The following is a 23239-nucleotide window of genomic DNA, read 5'->3' on the forward strand; positions in this document are numbered from 1 at the left end:
TCCTCGTGTCGTCGGGAGATGACCGCGGGGCCGCCGATGCGCTCGGCACGGCGGCCCCGGGCGGTTCATTCCTTCAGTGGGCGGTCAGGCGCTCAGCAGCCCCAGTACTTGGTGCCGCTGACGGAGGCACCGGAGACGGCGCTGGCGCTGGCCGCGATGGAGACGACCACGGTCGGGGTGACCTCGGGGTTCTCCGACTCGGCGGAGTCCGCGATCTCGGCGGGGGTGGTGTAGTCGTCGGCGCCTTCGAACAGGTTCTTCTCGGTCATGTCGTTTCCTTCTCTCTCTGTGTGTTGTGCGTTGTGCTTCGGTCGGTGCGGGACCGTGCGGTCAGCAGCCGACCTGGAGGGTGGTCACGGTGCCGACGGTCGTCGGCCGCAGGGTGGTCGGGAGCGTGGGGGTCGGAGCGAGCGAGGCCTCGGGCGGCTCGTTCGCGGCGGAGTCGGCGATCTCGGCGGGGGTGGTGTAGTCGTCCGCCCCGCTCATGAGGGACTCGGTGCTCATGGTCCGTCCTTCCTGTTCCGCGGTGTCAGCAGCCGACCCGGAGGGTGGTGACCACCGTGGTCGCGGGACCGGTGGTCGGCAGCGTCGTGCCGGGGAGCGTGGTGATCGGGATGAGCGACACCTCGGGGGCCTCGCTCTCGGCGGAGACTGCGATCTCGGCGGGGGTGGTGTAGTCGTCCGCCCCGCCCATCAGGGACTCGGTGCCCATCGTCAGCAGCCGAAGGCCTTGGTGGCGGCGGCGCTGGCGCCGACACCGGTGGCGAAGGAGACGGTCACGGTCGGGGTGATCTCCGGGTTCTCGACGTCGTTCTCCTCGGCGATCTCGGCCGGGGTGGTGTAGTCGTCGGCGCCCTCGAACAGGTTCTTCTCGGTCATGTCACTGCCTTTCCTGTGGTTCCGTGCTCGCGGAGGGCCGGTGTCAGCAGCCGAAGGCCTTGGTGGCCGCGGCGCTGGCGGCGGCACCGGAGACGAACGAGACGGTGGGGGTGATCTCCGGGTTCTCGACGTCGTTCTCCTCGGCGATCTCGGCCGGGGTGGTGTAGTCGTCGGCGCCCTCGAACAGGTTCTTCTCGGTCATGTCACTGCCTTTCCTGTGGTTCTGTGCTCTGGTCTCGCGGTGGTACCGGCGGGGCTTCACCGGTGGTGAAGCCCGCCAGGAAGTCGGGGAGGGTGGGGGCGCCGGCGGCGCCCCCGGTTCCCGACGGAGGTGGGGTGGACGCGGAGCCGGTGTTCACGGGCCTCGCCTCCCTGAGGGGTTTCTCAGCAGCCGAAGGTGTTGGTGAGCGCGAGGCTCGCGTTGAAGCTGCCGATGGCGGACGCGATCGACGCGGGGGACGCCTCGGGGTTCTCCACCTCGTTCTCCTCGACGATCTCGGCCGGGGTGGTGTAGTCGTCGGCGCCCTCGAACAGCGTCTTCTCGCTCATGCGGTGTCCTTTCGGTGAAGGTGTTCTTCTCGGTGTTCCGGAGCGCGGTGACCCGGCCCCGGAAGTCTGTGCGGCCGTCAGAGGCCGATGTCGGGCGAGCCGTGCCCGCGGTACGGGGCGTCGGGCGGGACCCCGCCCTCGTCCAGGGCGCGGGCCACCTCCCCGGCGCGGTCGGTGCCCTCGCGCACCGCCCGGAGCAGGCCCTCGGCGACGAGCCGCGAGCGGTGCTGGCCGAAGCTGAGCGTGCGGTCGCCCATCTGCTCGGCGTCCGGCTCCCAGGCCCAGGCGACGCCGGGCACCAGCGGTGCGGTGTAGAGGGAGGCGCCGGCGCCCAGCCCCGCGGTGCCGCGCAGCCCCTCGGCCAGGGCGGGGACCGCCGGCCAGGAGGAACTCCCGAGGTAGACGACGATCGCGTCGTTGCGCGGGTAGGACGACCGGGTGGACAGGGCCTTGGCCTGGTAGCGGACGCCCGCCTCCTCCAGCAGGGTGAGCGTGCGGCCCCAGACGCCGGGGGCGTCGCGGTGCTCGGGGACGCTCAGGTACAGGCGGAGGATCTCCCCGCCGTCCAGGGAGTGCCCGCGCGACCCGTGGACCATCAGGAACCCGGGGGAGCGGCGCGGCAGGACCGAGGGGATGCGGATGCGGGACCCGCCCTCCGCCTCCTCGACCCGGGCGCGGGGCACCCGGACCCGGACGCCGCCCATGCGGACGACGATCTCGTCCGGTCCGCTCCCGCCGGCGACGCCGGGGACCTCCAGGACGCTGGTGTCGTGGGGGACCCGTTCCCGCAGGGCCTCGACCATGCGGGGGTCGCTGACGGCCGGGTTGCGCTTGGCCGCGCGGTGCGGCCGTCCGGTGTGCAGGGCCAGGTAGAGGGAGTGGGACAGGCTCGCGGTCAGGCGCTTGGCGTCGTCGCCCTCGAACCGGTGTCCGCGGACCTCGCCCGCCTTGCCGTCCGGGGCGAAGGTGATCTCGTCCAGGGCCTCCCGCAGCGGTTCCGCCAGCGGGGGCGCGGTGGTCGTCGCACTCACACTCGTTCTCCGAATCCGATCGCGGGGGCGTAGCCCTGCGGGTTCAGCAGGGCGCGTCGCCCCACACCCGCGGCGGCCTTGTTCAGGGGGGTCAGGTAGGCGGCGTGCTGGGCGGCGGCCAGCACACGGTTGAACAGGTGGTGTCCGACGTAGGCCGTGGCCCGGACCGCCAGGTCGATGTCGCCGCGCGCCGCGGGCCGGGCCTCCAGGTAGGCGGACCAGAAGGCCTCGATGTTGCTGCGCAGCAGCTCGAACCGGCGGGCGCCGCCCGAGATCGGGTCCTCGGGGGAGGAGGTCATCGCCATGACGCCGCGGTGCAGCCACTCGCCGGCGAAGGCGCCGAGGTCGAAGGCCGGGTCTCCGGCGCGGATCTCCTCCCAGTCGCCGAGGTACAGGACGTCCCCGTCACTGAGGAACTGGTCCAGCCGCAGGTCGCCGTGGACGACCGAGGTGCGGTGCCGCTCTGCGGGGCCGGGCGGAGCGGACAGGGCCGCCGCCACCTCGCCGTCGTCGTGCAGCAGTCGCCACAGGTCCAGTTCGCCCGCGCTGGCGGCCGCGTACGTCTCCAGGTCGATCGAGTCGAGGGAGCGCGGCGGTGCCGGGCTGCGCCCGCCGGCCAGCAGCTCCGCGGGGACCTCCAGGGAGTGGAGGGCCGCCAGGGCGCGTCCGGCCTGCTCGGACATCTCCTCGGTGAAGAGGTCGTCCCGGGCCAGGTCGGCTCCGTTGACCACGTCCTCCAGGAGTTCGAAGGCGGCGAGGCCGTGCTCGGTGTCCACGGCGTGGACACGGGGGCTGGACAGGTCGGGGACGCCGTCGATGAGCCCGTCCACCAGGGCGATGCGCTCCAGTCGGGCGCGGACGTCCTCGGCCGGCCCGTTGAGGCGCTTGACGAACACGCCCTCACCGGATTCGGTCTCGCCGGCCCAGATGTCGTTGCGGCCCAGGTAGGAGGTGAGGGTGTCCTCGACGAACCCGCCGAAGCCGATCCGCTCCAGCAGGGCGGTGACCTCGGGGACGTCCTCCAACGGGATGGGGTCGAAGGTGGTGCGGTTACTCGCCATCGGTGTTCACCTCGTAGACGGACACGAAGGACTGGCTGTGGTGGGTGAGGGGCTCCCGGCCCCAGCCCGCGTACCGCTCGCGCAGGCGCAGGCCGGCCAGGCGGGCCATGAGGTCGAGCTCGGAGGGCCAGACGTAGCGGCTCAGCTCGACCAGCCGGGAGGACTCCTCGCCGCCGACGAAGGTGCGGACGATGACCGCGAGCTGCGCCATCCGGTCGACGTAGGTCGTGTAGAGGCCGACCTGGCCGTCCTGGAGGTGCTGGGCCTCGGTCTTGGTGCCCTCGTCCAGGCCGTGGTAGACGAGCGGGTTGTAGGTCTCCAGGACCACCACCCCGTCGTCGGCGGTGCGGGAGCGCATCAGGCGGAGCGTGTCGAGCTGCTTCTCGGCGTCGCTGATCATGCAGAGCGTGTTGAGCGGGTTGACCGTGACGTCGAAGGAGCCCTCGGGCAGTTCCTCGGAGAAGTCGCCGACCACGGCGGTGATCCGGCCCTCGGGGTCGTTCTCCCGCAGCTTGCGGAGCATCTCCTCGGAGGCGTCGATCCCGGTGACCTTCAGCCCCCGGGCCGCCATCGGCAGGGCCACCCGGCCGGTGCCCACGCCCAGCTCGAGGACGCTGCCGCCCGGGGCCAGTCCCGCGATGAACTCCGCGGCCTGGTCGGCCAGGGGGCTCGCCGGGTAGATCATGTCGTAGACCCCCGCGAGGGAGTCCCCGTAAGTATTCGCCGTCTGCATGGCTCTCCGGGCGGAACCGCCCTGTCCTTTCCCGTTCGCCTTCGTCGTGTTCCGTTCTTGCGTTGACACCATCTTGGGCCCGCGCCGCGAAGATTGCGCTGTCCGTATTTCCACTGCTTTCCCAAGCCAAGGTCGAAGGATTTTTCGACGGGTTTGGCGCGCTTTGCGCGTGGGTTTGCTATGGTGTGATCCTCGCAGGTCACAGCGTTCTTGGTCGAAGGATTGGCTAGGTCCTCGACTTTGGTTCAAGTATATTTTCGGCCGTTCGGGCAGTGTGCGAAAAAACCTTTTGTGCTTCGCGCTCGGGCGGGGGGAAAGATATTGATTCCGCGCGGTCGGAGGGGTAGAAAAGGAGGCATGGTAGAAACAGCGAAAAAGCACAAGGAAAACGACCGGGAGGCCGGCGGCGCCGTCGTCGAGGTCCGGGACCTGCGCCAGCGCTACGGCGACTTCGAGGCCGTCAAGGGGATCTCCTTCGAGATCCGGCCCGGCGAGCTGTTCGGCCTGTTGGGCACCAACGGCGCCGGCAAGACCACCACCATCGAGACGCTGGAGGGCTTCCGCCGTCCCAGCGCGGGCACCGTCCGGGTGTTCGGCGTGGACCCCTACGGCCAGCCCGCGGAGATCCGCGAGCGCGCCAACGCCGTCCTCCAGGGCAGCGGGCTCTTCGACGACCTGACGGTCCGCGAGACGCTGGACTTCACGGTCGGCCTGGCCTCCGACCCGCGCGACGCCGCGGAGCTCCTGGAGACGGTGGGCCTGGCGCACAAGGCGGACACCATGGTCCGCCAGCTCTCCGGCGGTGAGAAGCGCCGCCTGGACCTGGCCTCGGCGCTGGTCACCCGGCCCGAGGTGCTCTACCTCGACGAGCCGACCACCGGCATGGACCCCGAGGGCCGCCGGGACACCTGGAAGATCATCTCCGACCTCAAGGAGCAGGGCACCGCGATCCTGCTCACCACCCACTACCTGGACGAGGTCGAGCAGCTCGCCGACCGGCTCGCCATCATGCACCGCGGCGAGATCCGGGTGGAGGGCACCATCTCGTCCGTCCTCTCCGAGTACGGCGACCACGTCGGCTTCCGGGTCCCCGAGCGCGTCCGCAGCGCCGACCTGCCGGCCCTGGCCGGGCACCGCCCCGGCCTGGAGACCCGGGAGGGGCACCTCCACGTGTCCTACACGGTGCGCGGCGAGGCCGGCCCGCACCGCGCCTACCGGGCGCTGGCCCCTCTGGTCGACTGGGCGCGCGACAACGACGTGGAGCTCGCCGACCTCCAGGTCCGCGGCGTGACGCTGGAGGACGTGTTCCTCCGCATCGCCGACGAGGGCGACGAGTAGTCCCCCGATCCACCCGCTACGGAATCAGGAGCACCTCCATGACGCACACCCTCCTCCCCGGCTCGGCGCGCGAGGCCGCGACGGCCCCCGCCGCCGACCCCGAGCCCGCCGTCCCCGCGACCCGCCGCCCCAGCGGCCTGCTCCAGCAGGTCGCCGTCCTCGTCAGGACCGAGTTCCGGCTCTTCCTGCGGTACAAGACCGCACTGATGTACCTGGCCCTGCCCGGTGCCTTCCTGCTCCCCTTCGCGGTGATGGAGCCCCAGGAACTGGTGCCCGGCGTCCTGTCCGTCCACTACCTGCTGCCCGGCGTCCTGGTCGCGATCGCCACCACCCTGGGCCTGGTCCACCCCGCCAACGTCCTGACCCTGCGCCGCGAGGCCCTCGTCCTCAAGCGGCTGCGCGTGAGCGGGGTGCGTCCGGCGGCGGTGTACGCGTCCATGGTCACGCTGGTCACACTGCTCTGCCTGGCGGTGGGCGCGGTCTTCATCGGCCTCGTCTCGGTGATGGCGGACCGGCTCCCCGCCGACCCCGTGATGATGGTGCTGGCGCTGCTGCTGTCCTCGGTGTCCATGGCCCTGCTGGGCACCCTGATCTCCCCGCTCGTCCGCAACGGCGAGACCGCGCAGATGGTGGCCATGGTGCCGATGCTCGGCATGCTGGTCGTGGGCGGCGTGATGATCCCGCTGGACGTCATGCCCGACTCCCTGGCCTCCGCCCTGCGCTTCCTGCCGATCGCCCCGGCCGTGGACATGCTGCGGTCCGGCTTCCTGGGCGCGGACGCCTTCTCCTCCATCGGCGAGCTGAGGGACGCCGGCCTCCTGGAGCTGTGGGGCACCGCCCTGCCGGCCGTCGGCGTGCAGCTCTTCTGGATCGCGGTGTTCGCGTTCCTGGTCCACCGCTTCTTCCGCTGGGACCCCCGGCGGTCCTGAGGAACGGGTCCCCCCGCCGCGAGGACGGAGCGGGCCCGGGAGCGCACGGCGTCGTGTGCTCCCGGGCCCGCTCCGCCGTTCCGCCCCCCCGCACCGGGCGGCGCGGCCGCACCGTCAGCGCCAGGTGACCCCGGCGTGCTCCTTCGCCAGCTGCGCGTAGTGGACGGAGGTGTACTCCAGGACGGCCCGGTCGTCGTCGTTGAGCTCGCGCACGACCTTGCCGGGGACGCCCGCCCAGAGGGTGCCGGGCGGCACCGTCTTGCCCGGCGGCACCAGCGCGCCCGCGGCGACGAACGCGCCCCGGCCCACCCGGGCCCCGCCCATGACGATCGCGCCGATGCCGATGAGGGAGCCCTCCTCGACGACCGCGCCGTGCACCATCGCCTTGTGGCCCAGGCTGACGCCGTCGTGCAGCTCCACCGGCTGGCCGGGGTCGGAGTGCAGGCCGCACTGGTCCTGGATGTTCACGCGCTCGCCCACCACGATGTCCTCGGTGTCGGCGCGCAGGACCGACCCGTACCAGACGCTGCTGTCGGCGCCCAGCCGGACGCGGCCGACCACGACGGCGCCCGGGGCGATCCAGGCGTCGGGGTGGATCCGCGGGGTCCCGAACCCGGCCTCGCCGATCCTGGGCCCGGGGCCCGGACCGCGGTCTTCGATCCCACTGCCCATGTCGTCGTCCTCCCTGTAGGTGGGGATATGAGTGATCTCCGCGGCGGGAGGGAGGGAAGTTGACCGCTCCGCCCCCGCGCGGGGATGATCGCGCATACCTTAGTAAGAACGTGATCGGAGGCCGCATGCCGATGTCCCCTCCGGGGCTCTTGACGGGACATCGCGGCGTGTGCCTACCGTGGTCGTTCGGTCGTCCACTGTGTGGCGTTCCGCGCCCGGTCGTCCCCCTCGTGCGACTGTGGAAGCGGTGAAAAGGGACACTCGTCTACAGGCCATGCTTTACATGGGCTTGCGGGTGTTCACCGGACAATTGGGTACGGGGCAACTTTCACCTGCTGCGATGTGCAGCCTCTGACGGTGTACTAGGACATGAAAGGCACATGAGCGATATGTTGCCGGGTAGCGGTCTGCAACAGGACATGTTCCCGACGGTGCGCAAGGGCGGTTACGACAAGGCGTCGGTCGACGAGCGCTTCATCCGTCTGAACAACGACAACCAGAGCCTGCGCCAGCGTCTCAACCAGATGGACGACGAGCTCGAGCAGTACAAGCGCGACCTGGCGGTCGCCCGGGAGAAGGCCCAGACCAAGCCCGAGCACGAGCAGATCAGCGAGCGCATGGCCGAGATCCTCCGCATCGCGGAGGAGGAGGCCAGCGAGCGCCGGGGCAAGGTGGAAGCCGAGGTCGCCGAGTCCAGGAAGCGGGCCCAGGAGGAGATCGCCAAGCTCCGCAAGGACGCCGAGGACCACGCCGAGCGGATCATCTCCTCCGCGCGCGCGGAGGCCAACGAGATGGTCTCCGGTGCCAAGAAGGAGTCCGAGCAGCTCCGCGAGCAGGCCAAGCAGGAGGGCGAGCGCCGCCTGGGCGAGGCCGAGGCGCGGGCCAAGAAGATCCACGACACCGCCGACCGCAGGCTCGCCACGCTGACCGCGACCCATGCCGAGGCCCTGCGGCGGCTGCGCGACATGCACGCCACCCTGGCGGACCTGGTCTCGGCCGAGGACAAGGCGGGCGCGCTGGACACCGGCCTGACCCGCGAGGAGAGCACGTCCCCGGCCCGGCCGGAGCCCAAGCCCGCCGCCAAGCCCGCGGCCAAGGCCGCGGAGCCGGTCAAGGCGGAGCCCGCCAAGGCCCCGGGGCAGGTCGGGCCGAAGCCCGAGCCGGTCGCGGCCGTCAAGGCTCCCGAGTCCGCCAAGCCCGGGCCCGCCAAGGCGCCCGAGCGGGCCGAGCCGGAGTCCGGGCCCGAGGCGAAGGCCGCCGGCCCGGCCGCGCCCGAGACCGCTGAGCCGGCCCCGGACGAGGCGACCATCCGGATCACCTCCCTCCCGGAGGTCCCGGACGAGACCACGGTGCGGATCAAGCCCAACCCCAAGCCGCAGGGCCAGGAGCCCAAGGGGCAGGGACCGCAGGGCCAGGGGCCGCAGGGCCAGGGCCCGCGACCCCCGCAGGGAGCCCGGTTCACCGGACCCGCCCCCGAGGGCCCGCAGGCGCCCGGTCCGCAGGTACCCGGTCCGCAGGCCCCGGCTCCCGCGGAGACCGGCGGCGACCCCGGCATCACCGGTATCTACCGGCACCCGGAGGGCGGCCGCCCTCCGGCGGGCGAGGAGGGCGTGCGCGTCATCCGCAAGCCGTAGCGCCGACGCCGCGTGCGTGACCATCCCGGGGTGGGGACCGAGGTCCCCACCCTTGGTGTTTTATGTCCGGTTGTAGGGTGACGTCCGCCTTGTCGCAGGAGGTCGGCTACGATTCCGGAAGCCATGATTATCCGCGCGGCCATCCGGTCCGACCTCGGTGCGATTCTGCGTCTCCTCCGCGAGCTCGGTGACACGAACCACACGCAGAGCGCTCACGTCCGCATGTCCTCCGCCGCCGTGCGCGCCTGGACCCGGATGGAGAACGACCCGGACCGCACCGTCCTGGTGGCCGAGCAGCGGGGCCAGATCATCGGCACCCTCGACCTGCTGGTCGTCGCCAACCTCACCCACGACGCCCAGCCCTGGGCGGTGGCGGACAACCTCGTCGTCGACCCGAACCTGCGCCGCCGCGGCATCGGCCGCGCGCTCATGGAGGACGCGCTGGACCGCGCCTCCCGGGCCGGGTGCTACAAGGTGGAGCTGCTGTCCCACGAGAGCAGGCACGGCGCGCACGAGTTCTACAGGGCCCTCGGCTTCTCCGACTCCGCCCAGGGCTTCCGCCGCTACCTCTAGGGTGTTCCGCGGACCACCCGGGGGCGCCCGGGGGACCTGCCCTGGTCGCCCTCTGCGGCGGACTCCGCCCGGGGGCCGCCGCGCAGCGGCACCCCCCGCATGAACGCGACCGCGACCAGGCCCAGCACGGCGATGGGCACGCCCGCCATGAAGACCCCCTGCATCGCGTGGTCGAATGCGCCCACGATCACGTCGCGCACCGGACCCGGCAGCGTGTGCACCAGCTCCGGGGACCCCTGGGCGGCCCGGCCCGCCCCGGCCAGCTGCTCCGCGAGCGCGGCCGCGCCCGAGTCGGTCCCGGCCGCGGCGTCGGCCGCCGCCCGCTCGCCGGCCGCCGCTGTCGCGGCCTCCAGCTCGCTGTTCAGGCGCCCCACCATCACCGCGCCGAACGCGGCCACGCCGGTGGCCCCGCCCAGGTTGCGGAAGAACACCACCGACGCCGTGCCCGCCGCCATGTCCGCGGTGGGCAGCGAACTCTGTGTCGCCAGCAGCAGGAGCTGCATGTTCAGCCCGAAGCCCAGGCCCACCAGCGCCTGCCCGACGACCACCAGGGTCAGCCCCGGGTCCAGGTGCGCCGCGGAGAGCAGCACGAACCCGGCGACGCACAGGAGCATGCCCACGACCGGGTACGCCTTCCACCGGCCGCTGCCGCTCACCGCGTACCCGGAGCCGATCGAGGTGACCAGGAACGACGCCACCAGCGGCAGCGTCATCATCCCGGACACGGTCGGGCTCATCCCGTGGACCATCTGCAGGAACTGCGGCATGTAGATGATCAGGCCGAACATCATCATGCCCACGCACACCGACGCCGCCGACGCCAGCACGAACGTCCGGTCCCGGAACAGCCGGGCGGGGATGATCGCCTCGCGCGCCCGCCGCTCCACGACCGCCGCGCCCGCCGTCAGCAGCACCGCGGCGGCGCCCAGGCCGACCGCCAGGGGCGACGTCCAGGCGATCTGGGTCCCACCCAGGCTGAGCAGCACGATCACGGTGCTGGCCGCCCCGAAGATCAGCGCCGCCCCGGTGTGGTCGACCGGGGCGTCGCGCCGGGGCACGAAGGGCATGGTGAACATGAACTGGATGACCACGAAGGCGAAGACCGCCAGCGGCACCGTGATGAGGAAGCACCAGCGCCACCCCAGCGGGCTGTCCACCAGGAACCCGCCGACCAGCGGTCCCAGCACCGTGGACACCCCGAACACCATGCCGATGAGCCCGCTGTAGCGCCCGCGCTCGCGCGCGGACACCACGTCGCCCAGGATGATGTTGGGCAGGGTGGCCAGCCCGCCCACGCCCAGGCCCTGGAGAGCGCGGGCGGCGATGAGCCAGTTGATGTCCTGGGCGAGCCCGGCCGCCACGGACGCCACGATGAAGATGCCCAGTGAGATCTGGAACAGCGGCTTGCGGCCCCAGATGTCGGACAGCTTGCCCCACACGGGGGTGGAGGCCGTCATGGTGAGGAGGGCCGCGGTCGCCACCCAGGGCAGCCGGTCCTGCCCGCCGAGCTCGCCCATGATCGTCGGCAGTGCGGTGCCGACGATGGAGTTGGTGAGCATCGAGGTGAGCATCGCCAGGACGAGGCCCACCATGATGCGCCGGACGACCCTGCGGGAGGGGAGGTCCTGGGCGTGGGGGTCCGGCGGTTCCGGGGCACGGGTGACGGACTTGGTGCGCACTGCCTGTTCCAACGAGATCTCTCATCCCGGACACACACGAAAGGCCCCGCGGCGCACTGCCGGGGGCGGGAGGTCCTCCCTCTGGTATAGGTAAACGCTGTTGACGTTGTCAAGTCGGTATCGCTGCCCCCGTTTCGGTAGGCGAACGGGCGGCCGGGGTGCCAACCTGGAACCCGACAGTCGGAGCAGGTCCGCCGGAGGGTGTGGAGATGGACGGTACGGACGGAAGCGGTCCCGGGCCCGCCCGCGGCCGCGAGGCCACCCGGGAGCGCATCCTGGCCAGTGCCCGGGAGCTCTTCACCGAAGAGGGCTACGGCGCCGTGTCCTCGCGCAAGATCGCCGCGCACGCCGGGGTGAACGTCGCTCTGATCAACCGCTACTTCGGGGCCAAGCGCGGCCTGCTCACCGAGATCCTGCGCGAGGACGGCGTCTTCCCCGGCCTCATCGAGGGCGACCGGGACACCCTCACCCGGCGGCTGGCCGAGCACGCGGTGAGCCGCCTGCACGGCGAGAGCAGCGCCCTCCAGCGGGCCCTGGACCACTCGGCGGGCGACCCCGACCTCCAGGCCGTCTACCAGGCGCGCATCACCAGCGCCCTGCTCGACCCGCTGGAGGCCTACCTCGGCGGCGGCACCGACGCCCGCGCCCACGCCTCCCTGGTGACCGCGCTCATGCTCGGCCTCACCCGGGTCCGCCTGGTGGAGGGCGCCACGGCGCTGCGCGCCCAGGAGCGGGAGGCCCTGACCCTGCGCCTCGAGGCGCTGCTCGACCTCTGCCTGGCGGACTTCGGCGGGGAGTGACCGGGCCTTCGCGGACCTTTGCCGGAACGGCAACGGAATTGGCGTCGGAGGAGTGCCGCCGGTGAGGCTGGACCCGGAGGTGGTCCACATGACCGACGAGCAGTTCCCCGACACGCCCCCGCCGGAGATGTTCCGCGCGGAGTACTGGGACGAGCGCTTCTCCGCCCCGGAGCGGATATGGAGCGGGAACCCCAACCTCGCACTGGTGGCCGAGGCCGCCGGCCTGGCCCCCGGCCGGGCCCTGGAGGTCGGCAGCGGCGAGGGCGACGACGCCCGGTGGCTGGCCGAGCGCGGCTGGGAGGTGACCGCCACGGACATCTCCGCGGTGGCCCTGGAGAAGGCGGCCGCCCGGGTCGCCGAACAGGCGCCCGACGCCGCCGCGCGGATCACCTGGCGGCGGACCGACATCTCGGGGTGGGAGCCCCCGCGGGGCGCCTACGACCTGGTGGCCTCCCACTACCTTCCGCTGCGCCCGGAGCAGCGCAACCGGGTCTTCGCCGGTATGGCCGCCGCCGTCGCCCCGGGCGGGACCCTGCTGCTGGTCTCCCACGCGCTGCGCGACCTGGAGGACGGGGTGCCGCGCCCGCCGTGGCCGGAGATGTTCCCGACCCTGGAGGAGATGGCGGACCTGGTGCCCGGCGACCGCTGGGAGACGGTGACGCTGGAGGAGCGGCCGCGCCCGGCCGTCTACGGCGGGACCGAGTACACCATCCACGACATCGTCCTGCGCGCCCGCCGGAACGGCTGACGACACGGCCCGCCCGCCGTTCGCGCACGAACGGCGGGCGGGCTTTCGGACCGGGCGGAGCCGCGCCCGGGTCCGCTTCTCTACGCCGGGGGCCGGGGAGGCGGCCCCACCGCGGCGGAGTGCGTGCCGGGGGCTCCGCTCCGGCCCGGCCTCAGAGGCGCTTGCGGTCGGGCGTCACGGCCTCGCGCGCCTTCTCGCCGGCCTGCGCGGCCTTCCCGGCCTTTTTCTCGGCCTTGCCCTCGGTTTCCATCCTGCGGTTACCGGTGGCCTTGCCCAGGCCCTCCTTGGCGGTTCCCTTGGTCTCGTAAGCCTTGGCCTTGGCCTTGTTGGTCTCGGACATCTCGTTAACCTCCTTTTTGCTCGACTGTGTATTCCCCTGACCCTTTCCGGGGCTTTCATGCGGGAAACCGGGAAGAATTTCATGAAAAGCGGAACGAATCCCGTGGATTCGCCGGTCAGGGGCCCGGACGTCCGACCGGAACCGGGAGCGCGGTCCGGTGCGGGCCGCACGGAGGCCGGACGTGCACGGAGGCGCCCGGAAGGGCCCTCCCGGGCGGGGCGCACGCCGGAGGGACCGGGCCGCCCGGCCCGGTCCGCCGTCGCCCGCGGCCCCTACTCCTCGGGGCCCCGCGGCAGCAGGGAGCCCAGCGGCCCCAGGTCCAGGTTGAGGTCGGCGGCGGTGAGGCCGTAGCGGTCGCGCAGCTCGGTCATGCGCTCCTCCAGCAGCATGAGGGTCATGCCGATCCGCTCCTCCTGGTCCTCGGTGAGGTCACCCTGGTCCACGCGCCTCAGGGCCTGCCTCTCCATGAGCTGCCGCACGAGCTCGACCACGGTGAGCACGAGCTTGATCAGGTCGCGCTCGACCGTGTCGGGCTCGGTCTCGATGCGGTGCCGGAGCCGCTGCCGGGCCGAACCGGAGTACGCCCCCGGGCCGTCCTCCCGCCGCTCCGCCGTCGCGTCCAGAACGTCCTGGAGCGGAGCGAGGACGCCGTCCACAGCGTTCGCGCGGTCCTCCTCCGCCTCGTCCGCGCCCGCGGGGGCCGCGGCCCGAGGAGGGCGTCCGTTCGTTTCCGACATCGCTTCACCTCTTCCCGGACGGGTTCCCGTCATGGCCGTATCCACCCGCTCAGGGGGTGGCCGTGCTCCCAGGGCGAGGGCACGTCCTCGTTGATCGACGAGACCAGCGCGCGCAGGGAGATCCTGACGAGGTCCACGTCCGCGATGGACACGGTCACGTCCCCGGTGATCATCACTCCCTTGGCCAGGACCCTGTCGAGGAGGTCGACCAGGGAGATCTCGCGGTTGGCCAGGGGGTGGTCCTCGTCGAGCATCGTGGTCAGGGAGTGGGCCTCTCCGAAGGGGGAGCCGTTCGTCGGCCGCACTTCCCCCTCCCGGGGCTCCGGGCTCACGTTCCCTCCCCGTCCGTACGCAGGGACGCGAACGAATAGGGGGTCCACGGCCCGGAGGCCTCCACCCTGGTGCCCTCCGGCGCCCCGGCCGCCAGCGCCTCCACGGTCCCGACGAACTCCGCCGCCCGCCCCCGGTCCACGAGGTAGGCGTTGTTCATGACGTTCTCGCCGGAGGCCTCCGACAGGGCCGCGTTCTGCGGCTGGTGCCGTACCTGGGCGAGGGAGTGCCCCTCCAGGGTCCGGGCGACGCGCTCGCACAGGTCGGACGCCTTCTCCCAGGTGTCGTCGCGCCGGTCGCGCTGCTCCCTGCGCCTGCGCAGATAAGCCTTGCCCGGGCTCTCCCCCGGGAGGGGGGCCGCGGGTTCGGGGGTGCGCGCCGGGCGGGCCGCCTCGGCGTAGACCTTCACCCCGAACTCGACCCTGCCCGCCAGGGAGTCCAGGGTCTCCGCGAAGGCCGCGGCGTTCTCGTCGAGCACCTCCCGCACCCGGTCGTCGCTCCGGTAGACGGTGGCCAGCCTCAGGGGGGCGGTCACCGACCGCGCGGCCACCCCGTCAACGACACCGTGGTGCGCCCGCGCGACCTCCTCCAGCCACCGGAGGTCCTCCAGCCTGGTGCGCAGGGCCTGTTCGTCGAACTCGTCGGCGGGGACGGTGCTGACCACAGCGGCGAGCCCGCCCCGGGTGACGAGGTGGACGGGATGGCCGCCCACACCGGTGAGCCCGTCGATCTCCCGGGGGTCGAAGGGCCGACACACGGCGTAGGCGTAACTCGCCTGCTCAGGCCGGTCCATGGCCGTCCTCCTCCAGCCGTCTCGTCTCCGCGTCCTCTTCGGAGGCGGCCGCTCCGGGCGCCTCCACCTGTTCCGTCCGGTGCTCCTCCAGGGCCGCGAGGCGCTCGCGCAGCTGCTCGTTCTCCGCGGCCAGCTCGTCGTTGCGGCGCCGGGAGGCGCCGGAGGACAGCGCCGGGTCGTGCTCCCACCAGTCGATGCCCATCTCCTTGGCCTTGTCGACCGAGGCGACGAGAAGCCTGAGCTTGACCGTGAGGAGTTCGATGTCCAGCAGGTTGATCTTGATGTCGCCCGCGATCACGACGCCCTTGTCGAGAACGCGTTCCAGGACGTCGGCCAGATTGGCGGACGACGCCCTTCCCGAGGGGCGGATCTCGCTGGGACCGCCCCGCCAGGGTGTGGGTTCACTCATGGGTATCGGTCCTTCGTCCGCGCTGCCTCCGCGGGTCCGGTGTCACGTGCGCACGCCCGGCGGCGGAGCCGAGGCCCGCTGCGCCGGACGCCCCCTCTCAGCGAGGCTCGGGCTCCTCCTCGTCATCGTCGAACTCCTCCTCGTCCTCCAGGTCATCCGCGTCCTCCTCCTCGACGGGCTCTTCTTCCTCGGCGTCCTCGTCCTCGACGGGCTCTTCTTCCTCGAGGTCCTCGTCCTCGACGGGCTCTTCCTCCTCGAGGTCCTCGTCCCCGGCGGGCTCTTCCTCCTCCTCGAGGTCCTCGTCCCCGGCGGGCTCTTCCTCCTCCTCGAGGTCCTCGTCCCCGGCGGGCCCGTCCTCCTCGGACTCGTCCGCCTCGTCCTCGAACTCCCCGTCGGTCCCGGCCTCCGCGTCCGCGGAGCCGTCCTCCCCGCGCTCGGCGGACAGTGCGGCGAGCGCGTCCCGCTCCTCGGCGTCGAGGCCGGCGAGCTCCTCACGCTCCTCGGGGGACAGGTCCTCGAGTTCGGCCCACTCCTGCGCGGTGAGGCCCGCCTCCTCCAGGTCGAGGGCGTCCTCGTGCGAGAGGACCACCTCGCCTCCGCGGATCTCGCCGCGCCAGCCCTCGACCTCGTGCTCCCCTTCGCGGCCGAGCATCATCACCCGGCGCCGGTAGTTCTTGAAGTCCGCGCGCACGCGCCTGCCCTGGGCCCGCCACAGGTTGCCGGTGTGCTCCATGAAGCCCTTGGGCCGGTATTCGATGAGCAGCAGGACCCGGGTCAGGGACGGTCCCAGGGGGTGGAAGGTGACGACCCCCCGCATCGTGCCCTTGTCGCTCTCCGTGGACCACGCGATCCGCTCGTCCTGGACCTGCTCGGTGACCACGGCGTCCCAGCTGCGGCTGGACCAGAAGATCTTGCCCTCCCAGTGGGAGGAGGCGTCGCCGGTCCGCTCCACGTTCCGCACGCCCCTGGTGAACGTGCCGAACTCCGAGAGGCGGGTCCACTGGTCGTAGGCCACCCGGACGGGAACGCCCACGTCGAGGTCCTCGGTGATGACCACCGGCGGTTTCCCGTCCGACCCGGAGTCCTTCCCGCGGAAGGCCCGGCCGACCTTGCGGCCGAGCCCCTTGGCCCCGCCGGAGACGAGGGCGCTCGCGGGGTTCTTCCCCTCCGCGAGCCTGCTCCCCACCTCGGCGGCGACCGGGGAGGCGGAGGCCTCCCCGGAGCCGAGGCGTTCCACGGCGGCGCCGAGCCTGCGCGCGGCCCCGTGGACCAGGGTGCTCGCCTTGACCGAGAGGTAGTCCTGGAGGGCGTCGGCGAGCCGGGACGTCCCCTCGTGGTCGTCGGCCGCGGCCCGCAGACGCGCCAGCGGGCCGTCCTCAGTCTTCGTCACGGTCCTCTCCCCCGTCATCGGCGGCGCGCTTGCGCCGGGAGGCGGTCTTGCGTGCGGTGCCCGCGGTGCGCTTGGCGGCGCTTCCGGCCCGTTCGGCCCCGGACCGGGCCCGCCCGCGCTTGCGGGTCCCCTTCCCTCCGGCGGCTCCGTCCTTCGACGAGCCCTCCTCCTTCGACGAGCCCCCGTCCTCCGGGGAGCCCCCGTCCTCCGGGGCCGACCCGGACTCGGAGTCCGGTGCGTCGTCCTCGGCCTCCTCGGAGCCGCCCTTCTCGGGCGCGAGGCCCTCACGCAGGCGCGAGGTCCGGCCTTCGAGGGCCCCGGCCAGGTCGCCGGCCCACTTGTCGGCGAGGTTGCCCACCGCCGTCCTGCCGGCCTCGACCAGCTGCTCGCGGGACTGGAGCTTCAGCTCACCGACCGCGGGCAGGGAGGAGACCTCCTTGAGCAGCTCCCGTCCGAGCTTGCGGGGATCGATGTCGAGCTTCTTCGCCCCCAGGTAGAGGCCGAGCCCGATGGCGAGCTTCAGCTTCTTCCGTCGTCCCAGGACGTAACCGCCCGCCACCGCGGCCACGATTTTGGCTGTGTCCCCCACCTGGTCTCACCTCACTGGTCTCGCGCGGACTCCCGCTGGAACTCCTCGGCCTCTTCCAGCCGGTCCAGCAGTTCGTCCTCGGCTAGGTCGAAATCGCTCTCGGAGATCTCGCCGCGGTCGAGGCGGTCGGACAGTTCCGCGAGCTCGGAGCGGATGCGGGCCGGGTCGTACACCTCCCGCTCCGCCGCGCTCACCACCTGGTTCATCGTCCAGTCGACGAAGCGGACGGGCGCCAGGGGGGCGCTGAGGATGGAACTGAGAATTCCCATGTCGCTCCTCGGTCCGGGCCGGTCCCGGTCCGGACGGTCAGTTCGGAGGAGGGGTCACGAAGCTGTACGGGGGCAGGGGGCCGTTGACCCGGACCTCCATGTAGGAGCCCGCCTCCTGCTGGAGCCGCGCCGCCTCCTTCAGGAAGTCCTCGACGCGGTCCCGGGGAACGAGGAAGGAGGAGTTCGTGAAGGACGCCCCCACCGGGTCGTTCTCGCTGACGCTGTCGGCGAAGGCCTTCAGCGGCCGCAGGACGGCGTCGGCGTCCCTCCGGCGCAGCTCCTCCACCGCGTGGTGGACCCGTTCGCCGAAGGCCATGCGCTCACCGGGGGTCCCGCCCCCGGCCTTGCGCAGGGCCTCGTTCTCGGCCCGCAGGCCCTCGTCGCCGCGCAGCGCCTCGGCCAGCACGGCCTCCTCGACGTGCTCGGCCTTGACGTTGAACTCCACACGGTCCTGGAGCCGGTCGAGCAGTTCGGAGTAGTGGTCCGCCGACCGGGCGAGCTCAGCGGCCACGGCCTCGTCGTCCTCGCTCAGGGAACCGAAGCGCAGGGGCAGGACGGAGCCCGCCTCGGCCAGGTCCTGGAGCACGTTCTGGTGGGCGGTGAGGTCCCGCCGCTTCGCCCGGAGCCCCTCGGGGGCGTCGCTGACGGCGGCGGCCACACCGTGGCTGCGGACGAAGCGGACCGGGGCCCCCTCCTCGCCCACGCCGCTCAGCTTCATCCCGTCGAGGGCCTTCCTGTCACGGACGATCCCGTAGACGTAGGTGCTCACTCCTCTTCCTCCTCCTTCTTGCTCGAGGTGCGGCGGCGGGAGGAGCGGGCGGGCTGCTTCTCCTTCTCCTCCGACTTCCCGCTGGAGAAGGTGTCGGAGATGGCCTCGGCCGCGCCGCTGAGCGCGCCCTTGGACTTGCTGCGGGCGCCCTTCTCCATGCCTCCGTTGACCAGGTCGGGGAGGCCCGCGCCGCCGCTGCTGGTGAGGTCCAGGCGGTTGCACGCCTCCGCGAAGCGCAGGTAGGTGTCGACGCTGGCCACCACGATCCGCACGTCGACCGTGAGCAGTTCGATGCCCACGAGCGAGACCCGGGCGAACACGTCGATCACCAGCCCCTTGTCCAGAATGAGGTCCAGGACCTCATAAAGGTTGCCCGAGCTTCGGCCGCCCCCGGATGACTGCTGCATCACCGTCATCGGAATCTCCCTTTCTCGTATGGTCTTTCCTGTGGTCGGACACGCTCTTCCTGTTTCCTCGCCTCATTGGCCGTCGGCCCGGCCCCGGGTGTAGCGCTTGGTGCGCCGGTAGCCCTGAAGCTCTCCGTCCGAGTCGATCTGGACGGAGTACGTGGCCAGGAGACTCACCGTGTCGGGGATGCGGCGCAGCTCTATGACCTCGAGGGTCAGGTCCCAGCCGTCGTCCGACGACTCGAAGCCGGAGACGCCTTCGACCTCCAGCCCGGTGAGTTCCTCGAACTGTTCCTGGGCCTCGCGCAGGCGACGCATCATCGACTTCCGCCCTTCTGCGCGCGAGGACGACTTCTGGTCCCTGTCGTCCTGACTCATGGATCTCCCGGCGGTCCATTACCGACTTTTCCTTGCCATGGCATGTCTTTTCCGACGACTAGCCCCAAGGACTCAAGCCAAACATGTTCCAGGTCAAGGGCGGGTCACCGGTGCGGCGGATTCGTTTTTCCCGGGCGCCGGAGGCGGCGCGGGCCGGTCCGGGCCGGGGGGAGGGGCGGATCCGGGGCGGCGGCGCGGGCCGGCCGGGAACGCGCGGGCCCGGCCGTGCGGCGGCGCGGGCGGACCCGCCGCGGGTTCGGACGCCTGCGGACCGCGGCTGCGGCTGTGGACCGCGGTGGGGGTCGGGCCGTCCGGACCCCGTCGGTCGTGTGCGCCCGCGGCGCGGGGAGGCGTCGGCACGGCGCCCGCGGCACGGAGGCGGCCCGGGCGGGTGCCGGGTCGTGCGCCCGCGGAGGGGCGGGGCCGGGTCATGTTCTCGCGGAGGGGCGGGGGAGCGGGGCGGGGGCCGACGGACGGGCCGGGAGCGCCCGGGGGCCTGGTGGCCTCCGGCGCGTGCCCGGGAACGCACCGGGGCGGCGCCCCCACCGGAGACGCCGCCCCGCACGGGCACTAGTCGCGCAGCTTGGCGACGACGTCGATCTCCACCAGGATGTCGGCCAGGTCGGAGCCCACGGTGGTGCGCACCGGGTAGGGGGCGGTGAAGTGCTGCTCGTACACCGCGTTGTACTCGGCGAAGTCGCGCTTGAGGTGCTCCAGGTGCACCGTGGTCTTGACGACGTCGTCGAGGGTCAGGCCGTGCTCGGCCAGGACCGCGGAGATGTTGGCCAGCACCTGGCGGGTCTGCTCCCCGACGGTGGCGGCCACCTCGCCGGTCTCCGGGTCCTGCGGGCCGAAGCCCGCGGTGAACAGGAACCCTCCCGCCACGATCCCCTGGCTGTAGGCACCGGCGGGGGCGGGGGCGTGGTCCGTGCGGACCGCCTTCTTGGACATCCTTGATCTCCTTGTGGTCGGGTCTCGCGTGCGGGGCCCGCCTGGTCGATAATGCCTTTACCGGCGTTCTTACGAATGCACATGCGTATGCGCACACCGGTGCACATGCCGACCAGCGGGGTGGCCCGGATCACGCCTATTAGAAACAAAGTTACCAATTTTGTTCCCGGCAGCGTATCTTGGCCCCACCGGCATCCGGTCGACGACACACCCCGACCGGTCGGCCCCCTGAACGGAGGAACAGTGCAGTCCGAGACCGTATTGGCCGGGGGCCGGGTGGTCGACGGTACCGGCGGGCCCTCCAGACCGGCCGACGTCGTCCTGCGCGGCGACCGCATCGTCCACATCGTCCCGCCCGGCTCCGGCCGCCGGATGACCGGCACCGGCGGCGGCGGGCCCGCCGAGGTCGTCGACATCTCCGGACGCGTCCTGGCCCCCGGCTTCATCGACATGCACTCCCACTCGGACCTGGCCGTCCTGGCCGACCCCGGGCACGAGGCCAAGGTCCTCCAGGGGGTCACCCTGGAGGTCGTCGGGCAGGACGGCCTGGGCTACGCCCCCGTCACCGACGACACCGTCGAGGAGCTGCGCGCCCGGCTCGCGGGCTGGAACGGCACCCCCGACCTGGACCACGCCTGGCGCGGCATCGGCGAGTACCTCGACCGGGTCGACGCCGGAGCGCCCGTCAACGTCGCCCACCTGGTCCCGCAGGGCAACGTCCGGATGGCCGTCCTGGGCGGCGAGGACCGCGCGCCCACCGCGGCGGAACTCGACCGCATGCGCGCCATCGTCGCCCGCGGCATGGCCGAGGGCGCCCACGGGATGTCCAGCGGGCTCACCTACACCCCCGGCATGTACGCCACCGACGACGAGATCGTCGCCCTGCTGGCCCCCGTCCGCGAGGCGGGCGGCTACTACTGCCCCCACCACCGCAACTACGGCTCCCGGGTCGTCGAGTCCTACCAGGAGTGCCTGGACGTCGCCCGGCGCGCCCAGGTCGCCCTGCACCTGGCGCACTGCCACGTCAACTTCCCGCAGAACCGGGGCCGGGCCCCCGAGGTCCTGGACGCCATCGACGAGGCCACCGTCCGCCACGGCCTCGACGTCACCCTCGACTCCTACCCCTACCGGGCCAGCGCCACCTACCTGGGCGCGCCCCTGCCCGGCTGGGCGCAGGCCGGCGGTACCGCCGCCACCCTGGAGCGCCTGCGCGACCCCGCCACCCGCGCCCGCATCCTCCACGAGATCGAGGTGGAGGGCACCGACGGCAACCACGGCATCCCCATGGACTGGACCGCGATCGTCGTCACCGGCACCGCCGACCCCTCCCTGTCCTGGGCGGTCGGCGCGTCCGTCGCCGAGCTCGCCGCCCGGCGCGGCCGCGAGGCGGGCGACCTGTACATGGAGCTCCTCGTCCGGGACGAGCTGCGCAGCGGCTGCCTGCTCCAGGTCGGCAACGAGGAGAACATCCGCACCATCATGCGCCACAGCTCCCACACCGCCGGGAGCGACGGCATCCTCGTGGGCGCCAGGCCCCACCCCCGCGGCTGGGGCACCTTCCCCCGCTACCTCGGCCACTACGTGCGCGAACTCGGGGTGCTCAGCCTCGAGGAGTGCGTCCGCCACCTCACCTCGCGCCCCGCCCGCCGCCTCGGCCTGAGCGACCGCGGCGCGGTCCACCTCGGCGCGGTCGCGGACCTGGTGGTGTTCGACCCCGACACCGTCGACGCCCGCGCCACCTACGACGATCCCCGCCTCCCCCCGGTCGGTATCGAGCACGTCCTCGTCGCCGGGGAGTTCACCGTCCGCGACGGGCGCCGAACCGACCTCCTGCCCGGCCGCTCCGTCCGAAGGGAACGGCGATGAGCACACCCCCCCAGACCCGGCCCGACGCGGTCTGCGTCGGCGAGACCATGGCGGTGCTGCACAGCACCGAACCGCTCACGGCGGGCGCGAGCCTCACCCTGGGCACCGGCGGAGCCGAGTCCAACGTCGCCGTCGCCCTGGCCCGCCTGGGGCACACCGCCGCCTGGGTCAGCCGGGTCGGCGACGACCCCTTCGGGCGGATCGTCACCGACGCGGTCGCCCGGTGGGGCGTGGACGTGCGCGGCGTGGCCGTGGACCCCGACCGCCCCACCGGCGTGTACGTCAAGGACACCGGGCCCGGCGGCGCCGGGGTCCTCTACTACCGCTCCGGATCGGCCGCCTCGGCGCTGTCCGCCGCCGACGCCGACCGGGTGTGGTCGCGCGGGGCCCGGCTGGTCCACCTGTCCGGGATCACCCCGGCGCTGTCCGCCCGGGCCGCCGCCCTGGTCGAGCACCTGCTGACCGGTCGGGCCGAGGGCGACACCCTGCGCTCCTTCGACGTCAACCACCGGCCCGCGCTGTGGCCCGCCCGGGTCGCCGCCCCGGTACTGCTGGACCTGGCCCGGCGCGCCGACATCGTGTTCGTCGGCAGGGACGAGGCCGAGCGCCTGTGGGGCACGCCCACCGCCGAGGACGTGCGCGCGGTCCTGCCGGAGGTCCCGGCCCTGGTGGTCAAGGACGCCGAGCACGGGGCGACCTGCTTCTCCGGGGAGGACGCCGTCTTCGAGCCCTCCCCCGCGGTGGAGGTGGTCGAGGCGGTGGGGGCGGGTGACGCGTTCGCGGCCGGGTTCCTGTCGGGGCTGCTGGACGGCCTGCCGGTGCGTCGGCGGCTGCGCCTGGGCCACGCGGTGGCCGGCGCGGTGCTGCGCTCGCGCGGCGACACCCTGGAGACCCCGCCCGGGGACGTGGCGGAGATCCGGTCGGGCGGCCCGGTCAGCCGATGACGATGGCGCCTGCCAGGACCGGGTCTCCGAAGCTGACGCTGCCGTGTCCGGAGGCGAGCGCCCGGCTGCCCTGGCAGCTGGTCCCGGCGAACAGCGCGAACTTGACCTTGGCCTCGGTGGCGATGGCGGTGACCCCGCCCTGGCCGGTCTTGAGGGCGCGGCAGCCGCCCTGCTCCACGGTCTGCTGGTAGCCGGACTCGAAGGTGATCCTCACCGGAGGGGCCTGGTCCTCCCGGCTGGACATCCCGGCGATCGCTCCGGCGATGGTCGCGGACATGGTGGCGAGGTTCGCGGGGCGAATCGGCACGGGGTTCCCCTTCACGGCCGGTCTCGCCCGGCGTGCCGCCCGGCGAGTTCCTGATCACGCTCTGTCACGTGGCTACAGGGGTCATTTAGCTACACGCGCGGCGGAAACGAGGGGAGCGCCGCCGGAGTGTCGGC

The 23239-nt window shown here is 72.5% G+C and carries 32 protein-coding genes; 8 read left to right on the plus strand and 24 right to left on the minus strand.

Going from position 1 to position 23239, the window contains the following annotated elements:
• Window positions 1–92 precede the first annotated feature (92 nt).
• From ACSUPR_RS17680 to ACSUPR_RS17720, 9 genes are all read right to left on the minus strand, one after another.
• A complete protein-coding gene (locus tag ACSUPR_RS17680) occupies window positions 93–269 on the minus strand; it encodes an LxmA leader domain family RiPP (RefSeq protein WP_436885714.1) in 177 nt (58 codons plus the stop codon).
• A 61-nt stretch (window positions 270–330) separates the two neighbouring features.
• Window positions 331–504 carry an LxmA leader domain family RiPP gene (locus ACSUPR_RS17685; protein ID WP_436885715.1) on the minus strand — a complete coding sequence of 58 codons (174 nt, stop codon included), beginning with the start codon at window positions 502–504 and terminating at the stop codon, window positions 331–333.
• A 25-nt stretch (window positions 505–529) separates the two neighbouring features.
• Complete coding sequence (locus tag ACSUPR_RS17690; protein ID WP_436885716.1) at window positions 530–712, minus strand: LxmA leader domain family RiPP; 183 nt, start codon at window positions 710–712, stop codon at window positions 530–532.
• 2 nt (window positions 713–714) lie between these two features.
• Entirely contained in the window at window positions 715–879 is a 165-nt protein-coding gene (locus ACSUPR_RS17695) for an LxmA leader domain family RiPP (RefSeq protein ID WP_436885717.1), read from the minus strand.
• A gap of 43 nt (window positions 880–922) precedes the next feature.
• Entirely contained in the window at window positions 923–1081 is a 159-nt protein-coding gene (locus ACSUPR_RS17700) for an LxmA leader domain family RiPP (protein ID WP_436885718.1), read from the minus strand.
• Between the two features lie 182 nt (window positions 1082–1263).
• Window positions 1264–1428, minus strand: coding sequence for an LxmA leader domain family RiPP (locus tag ACSUPR_RS17705; protein ID WP_436885719.1), 165 nt, complete (start codon window positions 1426–1428; stop codon window positions 1264–1266).
• Between the two features lie 77 nt (window positions 1429–1505).
• Window positions 1506–2459 carry a T3SS effector HopA1 family protein gene (locus ACSUPR_RS17710; RefSeq protein WP_436885720.1) on the minus strand — a complete coding sequence of 318 codons (954 nt, stop codon included), beginning with the start codon at window positions 2457–2459 and terminating at the stop codon, window positions 1506–1508.
• Window positions 2456–3520: a class V lanthionine synthetase subunit LxmK gene (lxmK, locus tag ACSUPR_RS17715; protein ID WP_436885721.1), complete on the minus strand. Its 1065-nt coding sequence runs from the start codon at window positions 3518–3520 to the stop codon at window positions 2456–2458. The genes ACSUPR_RS17710 and lxmK overlap by 4 nt, the downstream gene beginning before the upstream one ends.
• Entirely contained in the window at window positions 3510–4253 is a 744-nt protein-coding gene (locus tag ACSUPR_RS17720; RefSeq protein ID WP_436885722.1) for a class I SAM-dependent methyltransferase, read from the minus strand. Before ACSUPR_RS17720 ends, lxmK begins: the two co-directional genes overlap by 11 nt.
• 357 nt (window positions 4254–4610) lie before the next feature.
• Here ACSUPR_RS17720 and ACSUPR_RS17725 point away from each other — a divergent pair, with 357 nt between their 5' ends.
• Window positions 4611–5591 (plus strand): ABC transporter ATP-binding protein, encoded by a 981-nt coding sequence (locus ACSUPR_RS17725; RefSeq protein WP_436885723.1) that lies wholly within the window; start codon window positions 4611–4613, stop codon window positions 5589–5591.
• Between the two features lie 38 nt (window positions 5592–5629).
• Window positions 5630–6520, plus strand: a complete 891-nt coding sequence (locus ACSUPR_RS17730) for an ABC transporter permease (RefSeq protein WP_436885724.1) — start codon at window positions 5630–5632, stop codon at window positions 6518–6520.
• A gap of 114 nt (window positions 6521–6634) precedes the next feature.
• On the opposite strand, the gene ACSUPR_RS17735 is transcribed toward ACSUPR_RS17730, so the two are convergent.
• The gene (locus ACSUPR_RS17735) at window positions 6635–7192 is read right to left on the minus strand and encodes a gamma carbonic anhydrase family protein (RefSeq protein WP_436885725.1); all 558 of its coding nucleotides are present in this window, start codon (window positions 7190–7192) and stop codon (window positions 6635–6637) included.
• Between the two features lie 389 nt (window positions 7193–7581).
• On the opposite strand from ACSUPR_RS17735, the gene ACSUPR_RS17740 reads away from it, so the two are divergent.
• Entirely contained in the window at window positions 7582–8826 is a 1245-nt protein-coding gene (locus tag ACSUPR_RS17740) for a cell division protein DivIVA (protein WP_436892045.1), read from the plus strand.
• Between the two features lie 123 nt (window positions 8827–8949).
• Complete coding sequence (locus ACSUPR_RS17745; protein WP_436885726.1) at window positions 8950–9399, plus strand: N-acetyltransferase family protein; 450 nt, start codon at window positions 8950–8952, stop codon at window positions 9397–9399.
• On the opposite strand, the gene ACSUPR_RS17750 is transcribed toward ACSUPR_RS17745, so the two are convergent.
• Entirely contained in the window at window positions 9396–11090 is a 1695-nt protein-coding gene (locus ACSUPR_RS17750) for an MDR family MFS transporter (protein WP_436885727.1), read from the minus strand. The two genes, ACSUPR_RS17745 and ACSUPR_RS17750, sit on opposite strands and share 4 nt — an antisense overlap.
• Window positions 11091–11287: 197 nt before the next feature.
• On the opposite strand from ACSUPR_RS17750, the gene ACSUPR_RS17755 reads away from it, so the two are divergent.
• Both ACSUPR_RS17755 and ACSUPR_RS17760 read left to right on the plus strand, forming a co-directional pair.
• On the plus strand, window positions 11288–11878 hold the full coding sequence (locus ACSUPR_RS17755) for a TetR/AcrR family transcriptional regulator (RefSeq protein ID WP_436885728.1): 591 nt from the start codon (window positions 11288–11290) through the stop codon (window positions 11876–11878).
• Window positions 11879–11939: 61 nt separating this feature from the next.
• Window positions 11940–12626 carry a class I SAM-dependent methyltransferase gene (locus ACSUPR_RS17760; protein ID WP_436885729.1) on the plus strand — a complete coding sequence of 229 codons (687 nt, stop codon included), beginning with the start codon at window positions 11940–11942 and terminating at the stop codon, window positions 12624–12626.
• Between the two features lie 151 nt (window positions 12627–12777).
• On the opposite strand, the gene ACSUPR_RS17765 is transcribed toward ACSUPR_RS17760, so the two are convergent.
• The 12 genes from ACSUPR_RS17765 to ACSUPR_RS17820 form a co-directional block, all read right to left on the minus strand.
• Complete coding sequence (locus tag ACSUPR_RS17765; protein ID WP_436885730.1) at window positions 12778–12966, minus strand: CsbD family protein; 189 nt, start codon at window positions 12964–12966, stop codon at window positions 12778–12780.
• Between the two features lie 272 nt (window positions 12967–13238).
• Window positions 13239–13703, minus strand: a complete 465-nt coding sequence (locus tag ACSUPR_RS17770) for a gas vesicle protein K (RefSeq protein WP_436885731.1) — start codon at window positions 13701–13703, stop codon at window positions 13239–13241.
• A gap of 29 nt (window positions 13704–13732) precedes the next feature.
• Complete coding sequence (locus ACSUPR_RS17775; protein WP_436892046.1) at window positions 13733–13957, minus strand: gas vesicle protein; 225 nt, start codon at window positions 13955–13957, stop codon at window positions 13733–13735.
• 74 nt (window positions 13958–14031) lie between these two features.
• Window positions 14032–14826, minus strand: coding sequence for a GvpL/GvpF family gas vesicle protein (locus ACSUPR_RS17780; protein ID WP_436885732.1), 795 nt, complete (start codon window positions 14824–14826; stop codon window positions 14032–14034).
• A complete protein-coding gene (gene gvpJ / locus ACSUPR_RS17785) occupies window positions 14813–15235 on the minus strand; it encodes a gas vesicle protein GvpJ (RefSeq protein WP_436885733.1) in 423 nt (140 codons plus the stop codon). Before gvpJ ends, ACSUPR_RS17780 begins: the two co-directional genes overlap by 14 nt.
• Window positions 15236–15332: 97 nt before the next feature.
• Entirely contained in the window at window positions 15333–16625 is a 1293-nt protein-coding gene (locus ACSUPR_RS17790; RefSeq protein WP_436885734.1) for an SRPBCC family protein, read from the minus strand.
• Complete coding sequence (locus ACSUPR_RS17795; RefSeq protein ID WP_436885735.1) at window positions 16612–17214, minus strand: hypothetical protein; 603 nt, start codon at window positions 17212–17214, stop codon at window positions 16612–16614. Before ACSUPR_RS17795 ends, ACSUPR_RS17790 begins: the two co-directional genes overlap by 14 nt.
• An 11-nt stretch (window positions 17215–17225) precedes the next feature.
• Window positions 17226–17483: a gas vesicle protein GvpG gene (locus ACSUPR_RS17800; protein ID WP_436885736.1), complete on the minus strand. Its 258-nt coding sequence runs from the start codon at window positions 17481–17483 to the stop codon at window positions 17226–17228.
• A gap of 37 nt (window positions 17484–17520) precedes the next feature.
• A complete protein-coding gene (locus tag ACSUPR_RS17805; RefSeq protein ID WP_436885737.1) occupies window positions 17521–18252 on the minus strand; it encodes a GvpL/GvpF family gas vesicle protein in 732 nt (243 codons plus the stop codon).
• Window positions 18249–18668: a gas vesicle structural protein GvpA gene (locus tag ACSUPR_RS17810; RefSeq protein WP_436885738.1), complete on the minus strand. Its 420-nt coding sequence runs from the start codon at window positions 18666–18668 to the stop codon at window positions 18249–18251. The genes ACSUPR_RS17805 and ACSUPR_RS17810 overlap by 4 nt, the downstream gene beginning before the upstream one ends.
• Before the next feature lie 63 nt (window positions 18669–18731).
• On the minus strand, window positions 18732–19037 hold the full coding sequence (locus tag ACSUPR_RS17815) for a gas vesicle protein (RefSeq protein ID WP_436885739.1): 306 nt from the start codon (window positions 19035–19037) through the stop codon (window positions 18732–18734).
• Between the two features lie 570 nt (window positions 19038–19607).
• Window positions 19608–19988: a RidA family protein gene (locus tag ACSUPR_RS17820; RefSeq protein WP_436885740.1), complete on the minus strand. Its 381-nt coding sequence runs from the start codon at window positions 19986–19988 to the stop codon at window positions 19608–19610.
• A 243-nt stretch (window positions 19989–20231) separates the two neighbouring features.
• Between ACSUPR_RS17820 and ACSUPR_RS17825 the strand changes: the two genes are divergently transcribed.
• Both ACSUPR_RS17825 and ACSUPR_RS17830 read left to right on the plus strand, forming a co-directional pair.
• Window positions 20232–21854 (plus strand): N-acyl-D-amino-acid deacylase family protein, encoded by a 1623-nt coding sequence (locus ACSUPR_RS17825; RefSeq protein WP_436885741.1) that lies wholly within the window; start codon window positions 20232–20234, stop codon window positions 21852–21854.
• Entirely contained in the window at window positions 21851–22798 is a 948-nt protein-coding gene (locus ACSUPR_RS17830; protein WP_436885742.1) for a sugar kinase, read from the plus strand. The genes ACSUPR_RS17825 and ACSUPR_RS17830 overlap by 4 nt, the downstream gene beginning before the upstream one ends.
• Here ACSUPR_RS17830 and ACSUPR_RS17835 read toward each other — a convergent pair.
• The gene (locus ACSUPR_RS17835) at window positions 22788–23105 is read right to left on the minus strand and encodes a hypothetical protein (protein WP_436885743.1); all 318 of its coding nucleotides are present in this window, start codon (window positions 23103–23105) and stop codon (window positions 22788–22790) included. The genes ACSUPR_RS17830 and ACSUPR_RS17835 overlap by 11 nt on opposite strands.
• Window positions 23106–23239: the final 134 nt, after the last annotated feature.

Source organism: Nocardiopsis dassonvillei (assembly GCF_964273065.1).
GTDB lineage: Bacteria > Actinomycetota > Actinomycetes > Streptosporangiales > Streptosporangiaceae > Nocardiopsis > Nocardiopsis dassonvillei_B.